This window comes from Nocardioides sp. NPDC057772, from assembly GCF_042798075.1.
Lineage (GTDB): Bacteria > Actinomycetota > Actinomycetes > Propionibacteriales > Nocardioidaceae > Nocardioides.
Window position 1 is genome coordinate 1 of record NZ_JBHVKN010000056.1, and the last position, 20,932, is coordinate 20,932.

The window sequence follows — 20,932 nt, forward strand, 5'->3', positions numbered from 1 at the left end:
GCTCAGAGCTGGTCGGGCCCGCTGCGTACGAAAGTGGTGTTCTTTCAGTGCGTTCCGGTGATGCGGTCGAGCGGACCCGGGGTGTAGGGCGAGTTGGCCTCCAGGTAGGCGGAGAAGGCGTCGATGTCGAGACCGCCGTAGTAGGGGTCGGTGCCCTTGGTGAAGGCCGCGAAGGCGTCGCCGCCGCCCTGCAGGAAGCTGTTGGTCACGACCCGGTAGGACGCGGCCTTGTCGATCGGCTGGCCGTTCAGCATGACCGAGCCGTCGACCGGACCCGTGGGGCTGATCTGGTAGGTGAAGCCCTTCGAGACCTGCAGGATCTTGTGAGACGCCGCGTTGGCGCCGGTGACCTGCTGAGTGAGCAGGTCGTAGATGTCCTGGCCGGTCATGGTCAGGGAGACCAGGTAGTTGTTGAAGGGCTGGACGTTGAACGCCTCGTCGTAGGTGACGTCACCGACGGCCTCACCATAGGGCGAGCTGGCCGCGGTCAGGTCGGCCCGGATGCCGCCCGGGTTCATGAACGCGATCACCGGCACCTGCCCGTTGACCACCGTCGACTGGTCGGCGAGCTGGGCGTCGGCGATCAGGTCGCCGAGCGCGGACTCGCCGGCAGCGTTCTGGTCACGCTTGATGTCGGTCGAGATCGACCCGAGCACCCGGGAGGCGATCGGCTTGACCAGCTCCTTGTAGGTGTTGATCAGCGTGGTCTGCTCCGGGGCCTTGGCGATGTCACGGGTGACGAGCAGGTTCGAGCCCTTGACCGAGGAGCGGACGATGTCGCGCGACTTGAGGTCGTACTTCAGGTTGGTCTCGGTGTAGAGCCGGCCGAAGGACGAGGCCGAGGTGATCAGGCGGGACTTGCCGTCGGGGTCGGGCACGTCGCAGACGTAGGGGTTGTGGGTGTGGCCGGTGACCACCATGTCGATCTCGGGGTCGAGGTTCTGCGCGATCGGCACGATCGGCGAACCGGCGACCAGCTCGCCGCCGCCCTCACAGGTGTAGTCGTACCTGGCGTTGACCTCGTAGACCTTGCCGGTGGCCGGGTCGGTCCACTTCTCCTTCGGCAGGTTGGCGCCCTCGTGGATGAGGGTCACGATGGCCTTGACGCCCTTCTTCTTCAGGACGGGGACGAGCGCGTTGGCGGTCTCGACCTCGTCCTTGAAGGTGAGGCCCTTGACCCCCTCGGCGGTGACGATGTCGGGGGTGGCCTCGAGGGTCATGCCGATGAAGCCGATCTTGACGCCGTCGAGCTCCTTGATGGAGTACGCCGGCAGGATCGTCTTGCCGCTCGCGTCCTCGATCACGTTGGAGGCGAGGATGTCGAAGTCGGCACCCTGGTATTCGTGGGCGGCGCAGGAGTTCTGGTTGTCCTTGCCGTCGCCGTCGTCGATGCAGCCGCCGGCATCGATGCGCTGGAGCTCCTTGTAGCCCTCGTCGAACTCGTGGTTGCCGACCGCGGTCACGTCCAGACCGAGCTTGTTGAGCGCCTCGATGGAGGGCTCGTCGTGGAACGCGGCCGAGAGCAGTGGTGAGGCGCCGATCAGGTCGCCCGCGGCGACGGTCAGCGAACGGGCATGACCCTTGCGGGCCTCGGCGAGGTGGGAGGCGAGGTATTCCACGCCACCTACGTTGACGGTGTCATCGACCGGCTTGCCGGTGGCCGGGTCGATGTGGTGACCGGTGATCAGTCGTCCGCTCGAACCCGACGGCGCCTCGAGATTGCCGTGGAAGTCGTTGAACGAGAGCAGCTGGACGTCGACCAGGTGTTTCCTGGCGCTGTCGGGCTGCGCCGAGGCAGAGGTCGCGACCGGAGTGGCGACTGCGGCGGCCGCGAGAGCGACAGCGGCAACGGCCACAGCGGGGCGAAGCTTTCGGGTGTTACGAGGCATTGCGGGGCTCCCCATCTCAGTGTTAGACGAAGGGAACAATGCCCCTTCGGGTTCTGATTGTGAAGAGGTAACAGGATTACCGCCGCCGAATCGTCATCAACCGTTAATCAGCCGAAAAATTCGGTAGCGTTCACCGCTCCGCCGGCCTCCTCGAACTCGTCGCGGACGGCCTCGCGCAGCTTCGCGTCGGAGAGGTAGTCGGCCGCCACCCCGGCGAGGCCGTAGGCGGCATCGACGAGCACCTCGTCGGCGTACGGGGTGACCGCGGCAGCGGCGAACTCACGGCTGTGCAGGGACACGTCGGGCTCGGCGATCTTGATCATCGCGTGCAGTCCGGGGACGCGGAAGGAGACGTTGCCGAAGTCGGTGGACCCGGCCAGGAGGTCCGGGACGACGCCGGGGCCGAGGACGGTGTGGTTGCGCTCCTGGTAGCGGCGGTTCCAGGCCTGCGCGAGACCGCTGTTGTTGCGGATCGGCAGGTAGACCGGCGACTCGTCCCAGCTGAACTCGACCCCGCAGCCGGTCATCAGCGCCGCTCCCATGGCCATCTCCTCCAGCCGCTGGGAGAGGACCTTGAGCGTCTCGGGATAGGCGGAGCGTACGTAGAACTCGACCGCGGCGTGCTCCGGGATCACGTTGGGTCGCAGGCCGCCCTCGGTGATGATCGCGTGCACCCGGTCGGTCGGCGGCATCTGCTGCCGGTTGAGCGCGACGCCGGTGTAGAGCAGGTTGGCCGCGTCCAGGGCGTTGCGCCCCATGAACGGCTGGATCGAGGCGTGCGCCGGCACCCCGACGTACGTCACCTTCAGCTGCCTCCGGCCGAGGAAGACCGGCTCGGAGCTGTCGTAGGTGAACGGGTGGACCATGATCGCCGCGTCGACGCCGTCGAAGGCGCCCTTCTGGGCCATCAGCTCCTTGCCGCCACCGCCCTCCTCGGCCGGGGTGCCGAGCCAGATGACCCGACCTCCGAGCTTGTCGATCACGCTCGCGATGGCGAGGAAGGCGCCCACGCCGACGGTGGCGATCAGGTTGTGGCCGCAGCCGTGGCCGATGCCGGGAAGCGCGTCGTACTCGGAGAGCACCGCGATCGTCGGACCATCCTTGCTCCCCCCCGCCGAGGCGTAGAGCGCGGTCGGCAGACCATAGGCGCCGCGGGCCACCTCGATGCCGTGTGCCTCGACGAACTCCGCGAGCCCGGCCGAGCTCCGGTGCTCCTCGAAGCCGGTCTCGGGGTGCTCGGCGAGGTCGTGGGAGACGGCGACCAGCTCGGGCCCGAGGTCCGTGAGCCGGTCGCGGATCGCGTCCAGGATCCCCCTCGGCGCGCCCGGCGAGCTCGACTCGACCGCCTTCATGGCGAGCGCCTTGGCATCCGCCTCGTCGCGAAGCTGGTTGACCAGGAACGAATTCGGCTGCTGCGGCATCGTCATGGCGCCAGAGGTTATCGGTGACACATCACCTGTCGCTGAGAGCCCAGCCGTCGGCGACGATGCGCGCCTCGTCGGCAGGGCGCGCGGAGTCGAACAACGTACGCCACCCCTGGCTGACCACGATGCCGTCGACGTGAATCCCGCGCCCCTGCGAGGACGAGTCGGTCTCGTAGGTCCACCTGACCGCGATGGTGCCCGTGGGGAGGTCGGCCCGGCCGCGCAGCCACCGGCGCCCGCCGTAGCCGTTGACCGCCTCGCTGGTCTCCCAGCTCCAGTCACCGCCCTCGAGCGTCCAGGGCAGCGCGCTGAAGGTGGTGCCGTCGGTGGAGTACTGCAGCCGGCCGAAGTCGAAGCGCGGCTCGGTGTCGAAGCGATAGTCGAAGCGGAGCTTCGCGTCCTCGGTGGCCACGAGCGGCACGTCGAGCGTCGCCTTCTTAGCGTTCGTGCGGCCCGAGAACCACGAGGTACGTCCTCTGGCAGGTCTGACCGCCGACGCCATGCCCAGCGCGTCGGAGACCGCGCGACGGGAGGGGTTGTTGCTCCCCCAGTCGCGACTGGGGTGGACCCGGTTGGTCATGAGCACGACGAGCTGGTGGTCGATCGGGTCCATCACGATGCTGGTGCCGGTGTAACCGGTGTGTCCGAAGGAGACCGGGGACCAGATCGGGCCGTGGTACCAGGTCGTGGCGAGCTCCCAGCCGAGACCGCGGGAGCTGGTGAAGCGGGCGCCGGTGTAGTCGCGCAGGCTCAGCCTGGCCGTTTCCTCCTCCAGGATCCTGGTGCCGTTGTAGACACCGCCGTTGAGGAACATCTGGCCGAACCTGGCCATGTCGGCGGCGGTCGAGAAGACGCCCGCATGGCCGGCGACGCCACCGAGCGCCCAGGCGTTCTCGTCGTGCACCTCGCCGCGGATCATCGGCCGGCCGGCCCACGGCTGGTATTCGGTGGCGGCGACCCGGTCGAGGCGGTCCGCGGGCGGATTGTACATCGTGTCCCGCATGCCCAGCGGCTCGGTGATGTGCTCGCGTACGTAGGCGTCCAGCGTCTTCCCCGACAGCCGCTCGACCAGCAGACCGAGGGTGATCAGGTTGATGTCGGAGTAACGGTAGATCTGCTCGGGGGCGTGGGTCGGCTTGGTGTTCATGACCGCCGCGACCCGCTCCTCGTAGGTGTCGTAGCCCGCCCACAGCGACGGCGACGGGCCGGCGAGCAGGCCGGAGACATGGGTGAGCAGGTGGCGCACGAGGATCGCGTCCTTGCCGTTCGGCGCGAACTCGGGCAGATAGCTGACCACCGCGGCTTCGAGATCGAGGCGGCCCTGCTCCATCAGCTGGAGGATGGCGGTCGCGGTGAAGAGCTTCGACATCGAGGCGATGTCCCACATCGTCTCCGTCGTCGCCACCACCTGCTGGTCGGCGGGGAGCTCGACGACGGTGGTGCCGTCCATGCCGTAGCGGACCGCCTTGCCCACGCTCTCGTGGGCCACCACGACGCCGTCCTTCACCGCGATCGCGGTGGCCCCGGCGTACAGCGGGTGGGCGGGGTTCTCCGTCGTCGGCTCGAGGAACCGGGTCAGCTCGGAGCGGATCGTCGCGATCTGCGCCGGGGCGAGACCGACCTGGCGGGCGTGGCCCGGACGCAGGACGGTGCGCGGGGTGAAGGCGAGCTCGTCGGGCGTGATCGTCGGCGGCCGGCCCGCCAGCGAGGCGAGCGACCGGGTCGCCCTGGTCGGGTCCTCCGGGGTCGAGGCGACGGCAGCACCGCCGAGGAGACTCATCGCGACCCCACCGAGGGAGCCACCGAGAAGAGCGCGCCGCGAGGTCATGAGCATGTCCGGAGACGGGGTCATACCTCGATACTGCCGCGCCCGAACCGGCTTCGTGGGGGAAAGGAAATTTTCTTTCATGGCCGGCCTCACGACGTCGGCGTCAGAGCTTGGGCCAGTGCTCCGCCCACGGCTTCGACTCCTCCAGCTCGGCGGCGACCTGCAGCAGCAGCCCGTCGTCACCGAGCTGCCCGGAGAGCTGGATGCCCAGGGGCAGCCCGGCCGCGGTGCGGTAGGTCGGCACCGAGACAGCCGGACGCCCGGTGATGTTGGCGAGCTGGGTGTAGGGCACCCAACCGAGGTTCTCGGCGACCAGCTGATCGACCATCCCGGTCGCCCGCATCACCCGCCCGCCGTGCACCTTGTGGAGCAGCCGCGCAGCGGCCTGGAGAGCCTTGGGCGTGTTCAGCTGCCCGACCTTCAGCGGCGGCTTCGCCAGCGTCGGCGTGAGCAGCAGGTCGTACGTCTCGTGGAACTCGCTCAGACGGCGTACGTGGTTGCGGCGGTTGATGTGCGCGAGCTCGACGGCGACCACTCCCCCGGCGCGGCCGAGCTCGGCCACGGCCAGGGTGTCGGCCTCGAAGTCGGCGTCCTTGGCGCCGACGCGGAGCTTGGCCTCGGCGACCTCGGCGGCGGCCGAGGCGAACCAGATGGTGAGGAAGTCCCGGCCGAGCTCCGCGGCGTCGTAGGGCGCCTCGACGTCCTCGACCTGGTGCCCGAGTGCTTCGAGGGCCTTGGCCGCGTCCTCGACGGCCGCGATCGCCTCCGGGTCGGGAGCGACGATCGAAGAGGTCGAGGTGAACCCGATCCGGAGCCGTCGCGGCTGAGTCGCGATGGCCTCGGTGAACGAGGCACCGGGGCGCGGCGCGTGGATCATCGCCATCGGCCGGTCTCCGGCGAGCGCGTCATAGAGTCCGGCCGCGTCGCGCACGGTGCGCGTCACCACGCCCTGGACGACGAAGCCGTTGGAGGCGTCCAGGCTCTGCGGACCCAGGGGCAGCAGACCGCGGGTGGTCTTCAGCCCGACCAGACCGTTGCAGGCCGCGGGGATCCGGATCGAGCCGCCGCCGTCGTTGGCGCCGGCGGCCGGCACGATCCCGGCCGCCACGGCGGCTCCGGATCCGCCGGAGGAGCCGCCGGGGGTGTGGTCGGTGTTCCACGGGTTGCGCGCGGGCCCGAACAGCTCCGGCTCGGTGATCCCCTTCGACCCGAACTCCGGAGTGTTGGTCTTCCCGAAGATCACCAGGCCGGCGTCCAGGGCGCTCCGGGTGAAGTAGGAGTGCTCCTCGGCCACGTCTCTGACGAGCGAGCGGGAGCCGTAGGTCGTCGGGTGGCCCTGATACTCCTGGGCCAGATCCTTGATCAGGAACGGCACGCCGGCGAACGGCCCGCTGGGCCCGTCACCGGCCACCTGGTCATCGGCCTCCGGGATGTCGGCGACGATCGCGTTGATCCGCGGGTTCACCGCCTCTGCCCGCTCGCGCGCCGCGGCCAGCACCTCCGCCGCGGTCACCTCCTTGGCAGCGACCAGCTGCGCCAGCCCGGTGGCGTCGTACGTCAGATACTCATCGACCCGCATGAGCGCAGGCTAGCGGTGATCGCTCCCGTGCGGAGGTCTCAGTTGAAGATCTCCCGGTAGTCGCCCTCGACCCGCTCACGCTTCCACAGGTCGATGCCGGTGGCGGCGGCGTACTCGTCGACCTTGGCCAGCTCGTCGGCACTGAACTCGGCGCCACCGACTGCACCGAGGCAGTCGGTGACCTGCTCGGGCCGGGAGGCGCCGATGACGACCGAGGTCATCCGCGGATCGCGCAGCGCCCAGGCGAGCGCCATCTGGGCGAGGGTCTGGCCGCGGTCGGCGGCGAGGGCGTTGAGCGACTCGATGCCGGCGAGCGCCTCGGGCGTGAGCGTTTCCGGGGTCAGGAACCGTGCCTTGGCGGCGCGGGAGTCCTCGGGGACGCCGCCGCCGAGGTACTTGTCGGTCAGCATGCCCTGCGCCAGGGGCGAGAACGAGATGGCACCGGCGCCGACCTCGTCGAGCGTGTCCAGCAGCCCGTCGGTCTCGAGCCAGCGGTTGAGCATGGAGTAGGACGGCTGGTGGATGAGCAGCGGGGTGCCGAGGTCGCGCAGGATCGCCGCCGCCTCGCGGGTCAGCGCCGAGGAGTAGGAGCTGAGCCCGACGTAGAGCGCCTTTCCGGAGCGCACGATCTGGTCGAGCGCGCCCATGGTCTCCTCCAGCGGCGTGCTGGGGTCGGGGCGGTGGTGGTAGAAGATGTCGACGTAGTCGAGCCCCATCCGCTTCAGGGACTGGTCGAGGCTGGAGATCAGGTACTTCCGCGAGCCGCCGATCTTGCCGTACGGCCCCGGCCACATGTCCCAGCCGGCCTTGGTCGAGATCACCAGCTCGTCCCGCAGACCGGCGAAGTCGCCGCGCAGGTGACGCCCGAAGTTCTCCTCCGCCGAACCGTAGGGCGGGCCGTAGTTGTTGGCGAGGTCGAAGTGGGTGATGCCCGCGTCGAAGGCCGTCCGCAGGATCGCCCGCTGCCGCTCGAACGGCAGGTCGTCGCCGAAGTTGTGCCACAGCCCGAGGCTGACCGCCGGCAGGTCCAGGCCGCTGTGGCCGGTCCGCCGGTACTGCATCGTGTCGTAACGGGACGCGTTCGGAACGTACGTCATGCGCCGGTCCCCTTTCCGGCGCGCAGCGCCACCTTGATCATCGGCCACTGCAGCGGCAGCCGGGCCAGCGTACCGGCGAAGAATCCGGCCGACGCGGCGGTCCGCTTCCGATTGGCCCGCTTACCGGCGTCGACGCTCATCTGCACGTTGGCCGGGAACACCCCCACCAGCAGCGCGGCGCTCGCGAGCCCGGCGATCCGGCGGGTCTTCGGGTGCAGCAGCCCCAGCCCGCAGACGATCTCCGCGACCCCGGAGACCTCGACCACCTTGCGCGGCTCCGGAAGCTGTGGCGGCACGATCGGCTCGAAGACCTGCGGCCTCACCAGGTGCAGGGTGCCGGATCCGAGGAACAACGCGGCCAGACCCACGAGCGGGAGGTCGAGAGAAGATTTAGTTCGCACAGGACGACTCTTCCACAGCCGCACAAGGCGCGCTCCGCGCCGTCACTGCTCTCCGCGGGATCCGCTCAGCTCTGCCCCGACGGAACGCCCGGCCATCAGATTGCTGGTGAAGGTGCGGATGTCCGCGACCAGGGCCGGATGAGCGCCGTCGGCAGGCACCTCGTTCTCGACGATCTCGGCGACCTTCGCCAGGACCTCATCGACCAGGCCCTCCGCATCGCGGAGCCGCCATGCGGCGATCTCCGCGACGAGGTCTGCCCGAGTCAGAGCGGCATGGTGGTAGACCCCGTCGACCGCGAGCGCCAGCTCTCCGTCGTTCGGCAGGTGCCGCTGCGGAACGACGTCGTACGCCGGGGCGATCTCGACCGAGCCGTCCGGGTGGTGCAGCAACGAGATGTTCTTGGCGTGCAAGTCGAGGTTGCCGACAGCGGCCGCCAGCACCGTCATGGTGGCCAGCTTCCGCAGCGAGGCGGAGTCTCCGAGCGAGCTGAACTCGCCGGCGATCCGTTTCAGGGAGACCTTGCCGCCGTACTTCTGATACTTCTGGTCGCCGCGTGCACCCAGCACCTGGTTGAAGTCCTCCTGATGCATTCGACTCGGGACGCCGTCGACCTCGTGGCCGCGGTCGTACCGCTCGATCACCAGCGCCGGCGTCCCGGCGAACTCCTCGATGAACGTCTCGTACGTCGTCAGCCCCAGAGCCTGCGCGATCCGGGCGCCGTACTCCTCGTCATAGATCATCGACGGGAAGTCCGGGGTGACCGGCTTGAGGATGTGGGTGGACGGATATCCGTCGAGCGCCCGATGCCAGCCGTTGTCGTTGCGTGCCAGGACGATCTTGTCCTGGACCCCGGCGAGCGACGTCTTGCCACCGACCGGTTTGTTGGCGAGCGGGAACGAGCCGACCTCCGCGAGCAGATCCGCCACATCTTGCTCGCCGACCTGTTCGAGCTTCGGCGTCCGCGGCTCGCCTGCGACATCGGGGTCCCAGATCTGCAACGCCCCTGCGACGTCTCGCCCATAGACCCGCAGCAGACCGATCACATCACGCTCGCTGACATCAGCCATCGCCGCGAGTCGCGACAGCATGCGTCCTTCGGGGAGCATCTCCGCGAAGAAGTTCTGCCGCCGCGGCTTGCGCCCGCGTGGTGCGACCGGGGCCAGCGGAACAGCCAGCGAGAGGACCGTACTGTCCAGACCGTACGTCTCCACCGCCTCCGCAGAGGCGACGAAGTCGTACGTCGCCCCCGACCCGACCAGCCGCCCGATCGGATCACCGTAGAGCTCGACGACGAGGTCACTCATCGTCGTTCCGGGGATTGACGGTCGCGGTCAGCTCGGTCCCGGTCTCCCGCATCAGCGCGAAGAGCCGCTCGACGAAGATCGACGGCTTACCCGCCTCGATCTCCCAGATGTAACGCTGCGTCGTCCCGATCCTCGCTGCGAGCTCCCGCTGGCTCCACCCGTTGAGCAGCCGCGCCTGCTGCAGGATCCGCCCCAGCGACTCCGGACTGGTGACCTTCCCTGAGTACGCCATAAACCCACCTCCACTACTACGATATCGTATTCATTGCCGTTGACTACTATTTCGTAGTCGCAAGCGATGACTCCCTTTCCGTAGTCACGCTGAATCACGCCGCCGACGTCACCCAAAACCGTTCGCTTCGTCACCGCCGACTGCCGCACCATCACAGACATGGGTGTCCGGAACTATCTGATCGAAGGCGTCTCAGGTGCAGGGAAGACGGCGGTCTGTGACGAGCTGAACCGCCGCGGATTCCAGGCGATCCACGGCGACCGGACGCTCGCCTACCGGGGCGATCCGGAGACTGGCGAACCGGTCGAGGACAGTGCGCCCGGGCACCACATCTGGGACGTCGCCCGGGTGCGCACGCTGGTCGCCGACCACACCGTGCCGGTGACCTTCTTCTGCGGCGGCAGTCGCAACCACGCGAAGTTCATCGATCTCTTCGACGCGGTGTTCATCCTCGACGTCGACCGCGACACGATGCTGCGGCGGATCGACGAGCGCGTACGCGTCGACCCGACCGACTGGGGCGGCCGGCCCGAGGAGCGCGAGATCTGCATCCGGATGCACGAGACCAAGGAGCAGGTGCCGCCCGGCCAGCTCATCGACGCCACCCCGCCGCTCACCGAGGTCGTCGATGAGATCCTCCGCCGCGTCAGCGTTCGTCGAGGCGGGTGAGCAACAAGGTCGAAGATCGCAGCCACCTGGTGGCTGCGATCTTCGAGCTAGCGGCCGATCAGACGTCGGCTGTCTCGCGCTCAGCGAGCTTGGTGAGGCAGATGTCGACGATCATGTCTTCCTGGCCGCCCACCAGGCCGCGGCGGCCGCACTCCATGAGGATGTCGCGGGTGTCGACTCCGTAGCGGGCGGAGGCGTTCTCGGCGTGGCGGAGGAAGGACGAGTAGACACCGGCGTACCCCATCGTCAACGTCTCGCGATCGACGCGGACGGGGCGGTCCTGGAGCGGGCGGACGATGTCGTCGGCGGCGTCCTGGAGCTTGAACAGGTCGCAGTTGTGCTTGAAGTCGGACAGGTTCGCGACGGCGATGAACGCCTCGATCGGGCAGTTGCCGGCGCCGGCGCCGTGCCCGGCGAGGGAGGCATCGACGCGGTAGACGCCGTTCTCGACCGCGACGACCGAGTTGGCCACCGACAGCGACAGGTTCTCGTGGGCGTGGATGCCGATCTCGGTCTCGTCGTTCAGTACGTCACGGTAGGCCCGGGCGCGGTCACGGACGTCGTTCATCGTCAGCCGGCCGCCGGAGTCGGTGATGTAGACGCAGTGGGCGCCGTAGGACTCCATCAGCTTGGCCTGCTCGGCGAGCTGCTCGGGCGGGGCCATGTGCGAGAGCATCAGGAAGCCGGAGACGTCCATCCCCATCTCGCGAGCGGCGGCGATGTGCTGCGCCGACACGTCGGCCTCGGTGCAGTGGGTCGCGACCCGCACCGACCGGACCCCGAGGTCGTAGGCCCGCTTCAGGTCGTGGATCGTGCCGACACCGGGGAGCAGCAGCGTCGTCAGCCGGGCGTTCTTGATGACCGAGGCCGCCGCCTCGATCCACTCCCAGTCGGAGTTGGAGCCGGGGCCGTAGTTGACCGAACCGCCGGTCAGGCCGTCGCCGTGGGCGACCTCGATGGCGTCGACGCCGGCCTCGTCGGCGGCGATCACGATCCGCTTGACGTCCTCGGGCGTGATCCGGTGGCGAACGGCGTGCATGCCGTCGCGCAGCGAGACTTCCTGGACGTAGATGGGCGTGCTCATCGTCAGTTCTCCTTCGCCGCGGCGATCCGTTCGGCCATCTGCAGCGCGGCCGAGGTCATGATGTCGAGGTTCCCCGCGTACGCAGGAAGGTAGTGAGCGGCGCCCTCGACCTCGAGGAACACCGACACCTGATGGGTCGGCCGGGCCTCGTCGGGCGAGGCGAGCAGGGTCTCCACCGGCTGGTCCGAAGGGATCGGGTGGACCTGGACCTTCTGCTTGAGACGGTAGCCGGGGACGTACGCGGCGACGTCGCCGACCATCTTCTCGACCGACTCGGTGATCTCCGCGGTCAGCTCCTCGAGCGTCCGAGAGCCCCCGTCCACCAGCGCGAACACCGTGTCGCGCATGATCAGCGGCGGCTCGGCCGGGTTGAGGATGATGATCGCCTTGCCACGCCTGGCGCCACCGACGGTGACGATGGCACCCGAGGTGGTCTCGGTGAACTCGTCGATGTTGGCTCGTGTGCCGGGGCCGGCGGACTTCGAGGAGATGGATGCGACGATCTCGCCGTAGGCGACCGGCACCACTCGAGCGATCGCGGCGACGATCGGGATCGTCGCCTGCCCACCGCAGGTCACCATGTTCACGTTGGGAGCGTCGATGTGCTCGTCGATGTTGACGGCCGGGACGACGTAGGGACCGATCGCCGCCGGGGTCAGGTCGATCAGCCGCTTGCCGTAGGGCTCCAGGGCGGCCGCATTGGCGACGTGCGCCTTGGCCGAGGTCGCGTCGAAGACGATCTCGATGTCGTCGAAGTCCGGCAGGCCGATCAGCCCCTCCACGCCGTCCGACGTCGTCGCGAACCCGAACTTGGCCGCGCGAGCCAGACCGTCGGAGTCCGGATCGATGCCGACCATCGCGCCCATCTCCAGGTGCTGGGACGTACGCATCACCTTGATCATCAGATCGGTGCCGATGTTGCCGGACCCGATGATCGCCACCTTCACCTTGGCTGTGCTCTGTTCTGGCATGGACGTCACTTCCCTACGCTGAAGGCCACCGAGCCGAGGCCCGACACGGTGGAACGAACGGTGTTGCCGGCGGCGATCGGCCGCATCGGGCCGAGCGCGCCGGAGAGGATCAGCTGGCCGGCACGCAGCGGCTCACCGAAGTCACGGGCGTAGCGGGCCAGCCACTGGACCGCGTTGACCGGGTCGCCCAGACAGGCCTCGCCGGTGCCGGTCGAGACCTCCTCGTCGTCGACCGACATCGACATGGTGACCTCACGGGGCTCGAACTCGTCCAGCGTCTTCCGATCGGCGCCGAGGACGTAGGCCCCCGCGGAGGCGTTGTCCGCGACGGTGTCGCCGAAGGCGATCTTCCAGTCGGCGATCCGGCTGCCGCAGATCTCGATCGCCGCGACCGCGTAGTCGATGGCCTCGCGCACCTGGTCGTAGGAGAGGTCGCCGTCGGCCAGGTCGGACGCGAGCACGAAGGCGATCTCGGCCTCGGCCCGCGGCTGCAGGATCGCGTCGGCGGGAAGCACGTCACCGTCGGCGTACGCCATGTCGTCGAACAGCACGCCGAAGTCGGGGGTGTCGACGCCGATCTGCTCCTGGACCGCCTTGGAGGTGAGCCCGATCTTGCGGCCCACGATCGTGGCGCCACCGGCCACCCGGGCGGCCGTGAGCCGCTCCTGGATCGCGTACGCAGCCACCAGATCGGTCGGTTCGAGCAGGTCCCGCATCGGCGGCACGGGGGTGCCCGTGGCAGCGGCGGTCGCCAGCCGCTCGGCGGCGGCCGCGATGGCGGCGTCGCCGGTGGCACCGCCGGAAAGATCTGGCGGGGAGGTCACTTCGTTCATGGCTCCACGGTCTCAGTAGACGGGCCGAAGCAGCGGACCTCGCGTCCCGCTGACCGGTACGGTGATCCCATGCCTCACGAGCCCGCCGACCTCGACACCGTGCTCGGCAAGGCGGTGACCATCCTGCGTGCGTTCACCGTCGACGACCAGGTGCTCTCGCTGGCCGAGCTCGTCCGCCGCACCGGACTCCCGAAGGCGACCGTCCACCGGGTCGCCGGCGACCTGGTGACCAACCGGCTGCTGGACCGCACCAACCTCGGCTACCGCCTCTCCGGCGGTCTCTTCGAGCTCGGCATGCGCGCCTCGGTCGAGCGCTCGCTGCTCGAGCTGGCGATGCCGTTCCTCCAGGACCTCTACGAGCGCACCCACGAGACCGTCCATCTGGGCGTACGCGAAGGCCACGACGTCGTCTACGTCGCCAAGATCGGCGGCCACCGCCAGGCCAAGTCACCCTCGCGTCCGGGCGGGCGGATGCCCGTCCACTGCACCGCCATCGGCAAGATCCTGCTCGCCTTCTCCGACCCGGAGGTGCAGCAGGAGGTCCTCAGCAGCCCGCTCGAGCGGCGTACGCCGCACACCATCGTCGCCCCCGGCCTGCTGGAGCGGCAGCTCACCGCCGCGCTCGAGAACGGCGTCGCCTTCGAGCGCGAGGAGTCTGCTGTCGGGCTGCAGTGCATCGCAGCACCCGTCCTCGCCGAGGGCGGCGACAAGGCACTGGCCGCGATCAGCATCACCGGCCCCGTGGGCCGCTTCCGGCCCGAGGCCCACGTGACGCTCGTCAGGGCGGCGGCCCAGGGCCTGTCCAGCCTGGTGAGCCGCCGCCGATCACTCTCGAGCTGAGTCGAGCTGAGTCGAGCTGAGTCGGGCGGGATCAGGCGCGGGCCTGCGCCAGGGTCGCCGCCTCATCGGCTTCGTCGTCCATCGCGTCCTTCTGCCCGCGGTAGACGAGGTGGAGGCCGGTGACGGCGACGGCTGAGACGACCAGCACCAGCCCGTAGATCCGGTAGAGGTCGTCCGGCCCGTAGCCGAGACCCTGCAGGAAGGTGGCGACGTTGGGCGCGAAGAAGGCGACCACCCGTCCCAGGCCCATCATCAGGCCGACCGCAGCGGCACGGATCGCCAGCGGGTAGATCGAGGGGCTGATCGCGTAGTAGGCGGCCACCCCACCGTTGACGGCGAGCCCGACGAGCACCGCGAGCGCCATCACCATCGTGCGGTCGGTGAAGAACGCCGCGAAGGCGACGAAGACACCGAACCCGAAGAGCATCACCACGCCGGTGACCAGGCGGGGATGGATCCAGCGCGAGAGCATCGAGAACACCAGCGCGCCGATGACACCACCAGCAGCGACCATCGCCTGGGCGTTGATGCCGAAGTCCGGGTCACCGGTCGCCTCGGCGACCAGCTTCGCGGTGAGGCTGTTCGCGAAGTAGAACGACGCGATCAGGGTGCCGTAGGCGAGCCACAGCAGCAGCGTACGAGGCAGCATCACGCCACTGAGCACGCCACTGAACACGCCACCGACGAAGGTCTCGGAGACGGCCTTCTCCGGCGCCGGCGGCAGTTCGGTCGCGGCCGGGACGCCGATCTTGCCTGCGATCTCGTTGTAGGTCGCCAAGGCGTTCGCGGGCCGCTTGGCCACCAGGTAGGAGACCGACTCCGGCAGGATCGCGATGGCCACGACCATGACGACGGCGGTGACGAGCGCGGCGAAGAAGTAAGGCCCGCGCCAGGTGAAGTTCGCGATGAGCGCCACCGAGAGGAACCCGCCGATGGCGGCGCCCAGCGGTAGACCGATGCCGTAGACGCCCATGACGACACCGCGCCGTTCCGCGTTGGAGTACTCCGCCACGAGCACGTTGATGCTCGCCACGATCCCTCCGAGGACGAGTCCCCCGAAGAAGCGGAACCCGAGGAACAGTTCGTAGGAGGGAGCCAGGCCGGCCAGGATCATCGACACGGTCAGCAGCCCGAGAGCGCCGATGATGTGCCGGCGACGCCCGATCCGGTCCGCGAGCGGACTGAGGAAGACCGCGCCGATCCCCATGCCCAGCGTGCCGAACGACGCGACCAGGCCCTGCTGGGCCGGCGACAGGTCCCATTCGGCGGTGAGCGCCGGCAGGGTGAACGAGGTGATCAGGATCTCGTAGCCGTCGATCATCGTCAGCACGATGCAGATCGCGACGACGAGCCACTGGAAGCGGCTCATCGGGTTGTGCCGGATGGCCTCGGTCAGGTGCATACGATCTCCTTGGTCGTGCAAATATCGATCATCTGCGTGCAGATATAGAGGAACAGTGACCGCCGCCACAGGGTTGTGTCAAGAGGTGGCCACCGCCACCCGGCGACTACGCTGAGCAACCATGAGCGAAGCGCGACCTGCCCCCGGCTCCCAGACCCTGGCCCGCGGCCTGCGCGCCCTCGAGCTCGTCGCCCGAGCGAACGACGGGATGACGACCCAGGAGGTCGCCGACGCCCTCGAGGTCCACCGCTCGATCGCCACACGCCTGCTGGCCACACTCGCCGACTTCAAGCTGGTCGTACGCGGCAGCGACAACCGCTTCCGGGCGGCGACCGGCTTGGCGGCCCTGGCCTCCAACATCCACACGACCCTCATCGGCTCCGCCGAGCCGGTCATGCGCGAGCTCGCCGAGAAGGTCGGGGCGACGATCAGCCTGTTGGTCGCCGAAGGCGAGGAGGCGGTCGCGATGGCCGTCGTCTCACCGTCGCAGTCCAGCTACCACCTCGCCTTCCGCACCGGCAGCCGGCATCCGATCGACCGGGCCGCAGGCGGGATCGCCCTGCTCGCCGCGATGCCGCACCGCCCCGGCGAGGCATCTCGGGTCACCGAGGCCCGCGAGCGCGGCTACGCGGCGACGATGGGCGAGGTCGAGCCCGGGGCGTACGGAGTGGCCGTGCCGCTGCCCCCAGTCCCCGGGATGCCTCCGGCCTGCCTCAACCTGATCACCCACCGCGCCGAGGTCGCCGAAGAGGCCACCCCACTGCTCCTCCGCGCGGCCGAGCAGGTCTCCGAGAAGCTCGCCTGACCCAGCACCCCTCCGGGCGCAGGGATTCAGCGGCTTGACATGCCACCTGCGTCCGGAGACTATGTCTGGCATCACATGTGTAATTATCGCTTGTTGGTGTGCAAATAACGCGCAAGGAGATGTCATGACGCTCACCCAGGACGCCGCGGCCCGCGACCTCACGCTGCCCTCGGGCAGGCAGATCCGCTACTACGAGGTCGGAGAGGCCACGGCCACCCCGGTGGTGCTGCTGCACGGCTCCGGCCCCGGCGCGACCGGCTGGTCGAACTTCTCCGGCAACATCGAGCACATCGCCGCCGCGGGCTTCCACGTAGTCGCCCCGGACATGCCCGGCTGGGGCGACTCCTCGGCCGTCGCCACCAAGGACATGGACCACGACGTCGACCTGCTGGAGCTCCTCGACACTCTCGGCTTCGAGAAGGCGGCGCTGGTCGGCAACTCGATGGGCGCGCACACCGCCGTCCGGTTCGCGACCCTGCACCCGGATCGGATCAGCCACCTGGTCACCATGGGCGCCTCGCTCGGCAAGAGCTTCCCGCGATCGCTCTTCGGGCCGGCCGACGGCCCTTCTGAGGGGCTGAAGGTGCTGGTGAAGGCCTACCGTGACCCGAGCCCGGAGAACATGAGGGCCCTCGTCGAGATCATGACCTTCGACAAGGCCCGCTTCGCCACGCCGGAGCTCATCCGGGCACGGTCGGATGCGGCGTCGGCGCGCCCCGACCATCTGAGGAACTACGTCGAAGGGCTTGCCGACGGCGCCCCGATCCCGTTCCCGGTCGACCGGTCGCTGATCCCCTCGATCGACGTCCCCGCGCTGATCATCCACGGTCGCGACGACCGGGTGCTGCACTTCGAGACCTCGCTGTGGCTCACCACCCACATCGCCGACTCCCGGCTCGTGCTCCTCAACCGCTGCGGCCACTGGGCGATGATCGAGCACGCCGACGAGTTCAACCGCCTCGTCGTCGACTTCCTGCGCGCCAGCGCTGGAAGCAACCGGCCCGGCCCGAGCGACAACTGAGGCGACGGCGATGACGACACTGGACACCGAGGTCCTCATCATCGGCGGCGGCCCCGTCGGCCTGACCCTCGCCAACCTGCTCGGCGTGCGCGGCACGTCCGCGACCGTCCTCGAGGCTCGCTCGGAGCTCATCGACTACCCCCGCGGGGTCGGTCTCGACGACGAGTCCATCCGCTCGCTCGCCACCGCCGGACTGTGGGAGCAGATCGAGCCCTACACCGTCCCCCACCACGTGGTCCGGTTCGTCAACGGCAGGGGCCAGGTGCTCGCCATGAACGACCCCCGGACCCAGGAGTTCGGGTACGTCCGCAAGCACGGCTTCATCCAGCCGCTGGTCGACAAGGAGCTCGCCACCGGCCTGGACCGCTTCTCCGGGACGGAGCTGCGCTTCGGCCACGAGGTCGTCGACCTGGTCGAGGAGGCCGATCACGTCCGAGTCACCGCGCGGACCGCGTCCGGCGACCAGGTCGAGCTCACCGCCGCGTACGTCGTGGGCGCCGAGGGCGGCCGGAGCTTCACCCGCTCCTGGCTGGGCGAGAGGCACGGGATCGAGTTCGAGGGGAAGTCGCCCTCGACGCGCTGGCTCGTGGTGGATGTCGACGACGACCCCATCGGGACACCGTCGGTCTATCTGGGTGCCGACCCGCGCCGCCCCTACGTCTCCATCGGACTCCCGCTCGGCATCCGTCGCTGGGAGTTCATGCTCTTCGACGACGAGCCGACCGAGCTGGTCGAGACCGCCGCCTTCCGTCGTACGCTGCTCGGCCGGCACGTGCCCGATCCGGACGCCCTCGAGATCATCAACCAGCGCGTCTTCACCCATCACGGCCGGATCGCGACCTCGTTCCGCAAGGGCCGGGTCATGCTCGCCGGCGATGCCGCCCACCTGATGCCGGTGTGGCTGGGTCAGGGCTGGAACTCCGGGATCCGCGACGCCACCAACCTCGCCTGGAAACTCACCGCGATCCTGCGCGGGGAGGCGAACGACGACCTGCTCGACACCTACACCGACGAGCGTCACCGGCACGCCTCCGACATGATCGACGTCAACATGGCGGCCGGCGCGATCATGAAGTGCGGTCCGGTCAAGGGGTGGCTGCGAGACCGCGCGGCGAGCCTGCTCAACCTCCGGCCCGCCATGAAGGCCTACTTCTCCGAGCTCCGGTTCAAGCCGATGCCGCGATACGCGGCGGGCGTGGTCGTCGACCAGGCGACCCTCGAGCCCGGCCGCTCCGACGTCTCGCTCAAGGGGTCCGTGCTGGCCCCGTTCGTCGACTCGGCCGGCGCGATCTCGCCGGTCGGTCTGCAGTTCATCCAGCCGCGGGTCGCCACCGCCGACGCCGACGACGTGCTGCTGGACAAGGTCACCGGCGACTGGTGGACACTCGCCGCCTGGGGCAACGACCCCGCGCGGCTGCTCTCCGAGCAGGATCTGGCCACCGTCGAGCGGCTCGGCATCAAGCTGGTGGCGTTCTTCCCCGAGACCCAGCGCGGCTGGGCCGAGAAGCGCTTCGCCGGCTCATCCACGACGATCGTCGGCGACACGACCGGCGCCCTCAAGGACTGGTTCGACGTCCGGGCCTGCGGCTTCGTCGTGCTGCGTCCGGACCGCTTCGTCGCCGCCGCATCGCTCAGTCAGCAGGCCTCGGTCGCCTTCAACGCGACCCTCCGGGCCGCTTCGTACGTCACCACCGAAGGAGCCGACGCATGAGCCTCGCTCTCGTCACCATGTCCCACTCCCCGTTGCTGGGGTACAACGATCCCGCGCCCGAGGTGAAGGCCGAGGTCGACGCCGCCTTCGCGTCGGCGCGGAGCTTCGTGGCGGAGTTCGACCCGAGCCTGGTCGTCTCCTTCGCGCCGGACCACTACAACGGCTTCTTCCACGACCTGATGCCCCCGTTCTGCATCGGCTACCAGGCGGAGGGCGTCGGCGACTACGGCACCACCGCGGGTCCGCTCGACGTGCCCACCGACACCGCCGAGAAGCTTGCCGAGTGGGTGGCCGAGCGCGACCTGGACGTCGCCATCTCCCGCAAGATGGAGATCGACCACGGCGCCGTCCAACCGCTCGAGATCCTCTTCGGCGGCATCGACGCCGTGCCGACGATCCCCGTCTTCGTCAACGGCGTCGCCCAGCCCTTCACCCGGATGGCCCGGGTGCGCAGGCTCGGCGAGGCGATCGGCTCCTTCCTCGCGACGCTGCCCGACGAGCGGGTCCTGGTGATCGGCTCCGGCGGTCTCTCCCACGACCCGCCGGTGCCGCAGTGGGCCACCGCCACCGAGGAGCAGCGTGCGCTGCTCCTCGACGGCCGCCACCCGACGGCAGCCGCTCGCGACGCCCGCCAGGAGCGCGTCATCCAGGCCGGCCGTGACTTCGCCGCAGGCACCGCCACGATCCAGGACCTGGCCCCCGAGTGGGACCGCGCACTCATGGAGGTCTTCGCCTCCGGCGACCTCTCCCCCATCGACGCGATGAGGCCCGCCCAGATGGCCGAGGAGGCCGGCAACTCCGCCCATGAGGTCCGCACCTGGGTCGCCGCCTTCGCCGCCCTCGGTGCCGCCGGTCCCTACCGCGTGGACTACGAGTACTACCGCCCGATCCGGGAGTACATCGCCGGGTTCGGCGTGATGACGGCCCGTTCCTCCAGCTGAGGTCAGTCGGTGCGTGCCGGCGGCAGGTCGGCCAACCGGGCGTCCGGGTGCGCCCGGACGGCGTCGAGGAGCTCCAGCCAGGCCCTTCCTACCTCGTCCAGCCTGTCCTCGGAGACGAGCCGGAAGGCAGCGGCGCGCAGGACGTCGACACCGGCCTCCGGCGTACGTCCGGTGGCGCGCAGCGCCGTCAGCACCTCCTCGACCAGCTCGGTGGGCGCAGCGGAGTCACCGGCCAGCGCCCACTCGAGCTCGACCTCGGTGGCGACACCGTCCTGGCTCACGCGGCCACCTCCGTAGCGCAAGCACCAGGATACGAAGCCGGCCGCGCGATGTACCCGATGGTCGCTCGCTGACGCTCGCTCACAGCTTGATCCAGTAGCGCCGGGTGAGCCCGTAGCCGTACGCAGCCGCGTCGATGACGTCCTGGAGCTCGCCGCCCTGGGACTCGATGGTCCGTGCGGAGGCCTCGTTGTCGTCGTCGCAGGTGAGCATGACCCGATCCAGGCCGAGCCTGCGCGCCTCGTCGAGGACCAGCCCGAGGGCCCGTGCCGCATGGCCCCGACGGCGGGCCGAGGAACGCACCGAGTAGCCGACGTGACCACCGACGTTCTCGAGGAACTCGTTGAGCGCGTGTCGCAGCTGGATGAACCCCACGACCTCGGAGCCCTCGGTGATCCAGAAGGACGAGGCGTGCACCCGCCCGGCGGGCGGCGGGAGCGTGACGTCCCGCTCCCGCGCGGCCTTCGCGACCAGCCGCTCGCACGCCTCCAGGCTGACGTCGGCGGCCTCCTCGTCGGGGATGCCGGCGCCGTCCACGTGGGCCCCGCCGAACTCGGCGACGCACGCCGCCCAGGAGTCGTAGAGGTCGATGGTCGGAACGGCGAGGGCAGTCATGCGGCA

At 69.3% G+C, this 20,932-nt stretch carries 20 protein-coding genes; 6 read left to right on the top strand and 14 right to left on the bottom strand.

Going from position 1 to position 20,932, the window contains the following annotated elements; all coding sequences use genetic code 11:
* Positions 1-44 precede the first annotated feature (44 nt).
* The 8 genes from ACFVJS_RS12010 to ACFVJS_RS12045 form a co-directional block, all read right to left on the bottom strand.
* Positions 45-1,889, bottom strand: a complete 1,845-nt coding sequence (locus tag ACFVJS_RS12010) for a bifunctional metallophosphatase/5'-nucleotidase (RefSeq protein ID WP_378879951.1) — start codon at positions 1,887-1,889, stop codon at positions 45-47.
* A 107-nt stretch (positions 1,890-1,996) separates the two neighbouring features.
* Positions 1,997-3,316 carry a M20 family metallopeptidase gene (locus ACFVJS_RS12015; protein WP_378879954.1) on the bottom strand — a complete coding sequence of 440 codons (1,320 nt, stop codon included), beginning with the start codon at positions 3,314-3,316 and terminating at the stop codon, positions 1,997-1,999.
* 25 nt (positions 3,317-3,341) lie between these two features.
* Positions 3,342-5,165, bottom strand: coding sequence for a serine hydrolase (locus ACFVJS_RS12020; protein ID WP_378879957.1), 1,824 nt, complete (start codon positions 5,163-5,165; stop codon positions 3,342-3,344).
* Positions 5,166-5,244: 79 nt separating this feature from the next.
* On the bottom strand, positions 5,245-6,720 hold the full coding sequence (locus ACFVJS_RS12025) for an amidase (RefSeq protein ID WP_378879959.1): 1,476 nt from the start codon (positions 6,718-6,720) through the stop codon (positions 5,245-5,247).
* Between the two features lie 38 nt (positions 6,721-6,758).
* On the bottom strand, positions 6,759-7,817 hold the full coding sequence (mgrA, locus tag ACFVJS_RS12030) for an L-glyceraldehyde 3-phosphate reductase (protein WP_378879962.1): 1,059 nt from the start codon (positions 7,815-7,817) through the stop codon (positions 6,759-6,761).
* A complete protein-coding gene (locus ACFVJS_RS12035; RefSeq protein ID WP_378879965.1) occupies positions 7,814-8,218 on the bottom strand; it encodes a DoxX family protein in 405 nt (134 codons plus the stop codon). The genes mgrA and ACFVJS_RS12035 overlap by 4 nt, the downstream gene beginning before the upstream one ends.
* A 42-nt stretch (positions 8,219-8,260) precedes the next feature.
* Positions 8,261-9,523, bottom strand: a complete 1,263-nt coding sequence (locus ACFVJS_RS12040; protein WP_378879968.1) for a type II toxin-antitoxin system HipA family toxin — start codon at positions 9,521-9,523, stop codon at positions 8,261-8,263.
* The gene (locus ACFVJS_RS12045; protein WP_165111327.1) at positions 9,516-9,755 is read right to left on the bottom strand and encodes a helix-turn-helix domain-containing protein; all 240 of its coding nucleotides are present in this window, start codon (positions 9,753-9,755) and stop codon (positions 9,516-9,518) included. The genes ACFVJS_RS12040 and ACFVJS_RS12045 overlap by 8 nt, the downstream gene beginning before the upstream one ends.
* Before the next feature lie 159 nt (positions 9,756-9,914).
* Between ACFVJS_RS12045 and ACFVJS_RS12050 the strand changes: the two genes are divergently transcribed.
* Positions 9,915-10,424: an AAA family ATPase gene (locus ACFVJS_RS12050; protein ID WP_378879971.1), complete on the top strand. Its 510-nt coding sequence runs from the start codon at positions 9,915-9,917 to the stop codon at positions 10,422-10,424.
* 58 nt (positions 10,425-10,482) lie between these two features.
* On the opposite strand, the gene dmpG is transcribed toward ACFVJS_RS12050, so the two are convergent.
* The 3 genes from dmpG to ACFVJS_RS12065 are packed head-to-tail and all read right to left on the bottom strand — an operon-like array spanning position 10,483 to position 13,312.
* Positions 10,483-11,508, bottom strand: coding sequence for a 4-hydroxy-2-oxovalerate aldolase (gene dmpG, locus ACFVJS_RS12055; protein ID WP_378879974.1), 1,026 nt, complete (start codon positions 11,506-11,508; stop codon positions 10,483-10,485).
* 2 nt (positions 11,509-11,510) lie between these two features.
* Positions 11,511-12,479, bottom strand: a complete 969-nt coding sequence (locus ACFVJS_RS12060) for an acetaldehyde dehydrogenase (acetylating) (protein ID WP_378879977.1) — start codon at positions 12,477-12,479, stop codon at positions 11,511-11,513.
* A 5-nt stretch (positions 12,480-12,484) separates the two neighbouring features.
* Complete coding sequence (locus ACFVJS_RS12065) at positions 12,485-13,312, bottom strand: 2-keto-4-pentenoate hydratase (RefSeq protein ID WP_378879980.1); 828 nt, start codon at positions 13,310-13,312, stop codon at positions 12,485-12,487.
* A gap of 69 nt (positions 13,313-13,381) precedes the next feature.
* On the opposite strand from ACFVJS_RS12065, the gene ACFVJS_RS12070 reads away from it, so the two are divergent.
* On the top strand, positions 13,382-14,152 hold the full coding sequence (locus tag ACFVJS_RS12070; protein WP_378879983.1) for an IclR family transcriptional regulator: 771 nt from the start codon (positions 13,382-13,384) through the stop codon (positions 14,150-14,152).
* Between the two features lie 31 nt (positions 14,153-14,183).
* Here ACFVJS_RS12070 and ACFVJS_RS12075 read toward each other — a convergent pair whose 3' ends face one another.
* On the bottom strand, positions 14,184-15,554 hold the full coding sequence (locus tag ACFVJS_RS12075; protein WP_378879985.1) for an MFS transporter: 1,371 nt from the start codon (positions 15,552-15,554) through the stop codon (positions 14,184-14,186).
* A gap of 121 nt (positions 15,555-15,675) precedes the next feature.
* Between ACFVJS_RS12075 and ACFVJS_RS12080 the strand changes: the two genes are divergently transcribed.
* From ACFVJS_RS12080 to ACFVJS_RS12095, 4 genes are all read left to right on the top strand, one after another.
* Positions 15,676-16,359, top strand: coding sequence for an IclR family transcriptional regulator (locus tag ACFVJS_RS12080; protein ID WP_378879987.1), 684 nt, complete (start codon positions 15,676-15,678; stop codon positions 16,357-16,359).
* Positions 16,360-16,483: 124 nt separating this feature from the next.
* Complete coding sequence (locus ACFVJS_RS12085; protein WP_378879991.1) at positions 16,484-17,380, top strand: alpha/beta fold hydrolase; 897 nt, start codon at positions 16,484-16,486, stop codon at positions 17,378-17,380.
* 10 nt (positions 17,381-17,390) lie between these two features.
* Positions 17,391-19,091: a bifunctional 3-(3-hydroxy-phenyl)propionate/3-hydroxycinnamic acid hydroxylase gene (locus tag ACFVJS_RS12090; protein ID WP_378879994.1), complete on the top strand. Its 1,701-nt coding sequence runs from the start codon at positions 17,391-17,393 to the stop codon at positions 19,089-19,091.
* Complete coding sequence (locus ACFVJS_RS12095; RefSeq protein ID WP_378879997.1) at positions 19,088-20,032, top strand: 3-carboxyethylcatechol 2,3-dioxygenase; 945 nt, start codon at positions 19,088-19,090, stop codon at positions 20,030-20,032. Before ACFVJS_RS12090 ends, ACFVJS_RS12095 begins: the two co-directional genes overlap by 4 nt.
* A 2-nt stretch (positions 20,033-20,034) precedes the next feature.
* Here ACFVJS_RS12095 and ACFVJS_RS12100 read toward each other — a convergent pair whose 3' ends face one another.
* Together ACFVJS_RS12100 and ACFVJS_RS12105 are read right to left on the bottom strand one after the other, a co-directional pair.
* A complete protein-coding gene (locus tag ACFVJS_RS12100) occupies positions 20,035-20,313 on the bottom strand; it encodes a hypothetical protein (protein ID WP_378879999.1) in 279 nt (92 codons plus the stop codon).
* Positions 20,314-20,392: 79 nt separating this feature from the next.
* Entirely contained in the window at positions 20,393-20,926 is a 534-nt protein-coding gene (locus ACFVJS_RS12105; RefSeq protein ID WP_378880002.1) for a GNAT family N-acetyltransferase, read from the bottom strand.
* Positions 20,927-20,932 lie beyond the last annotated feature (6 nt).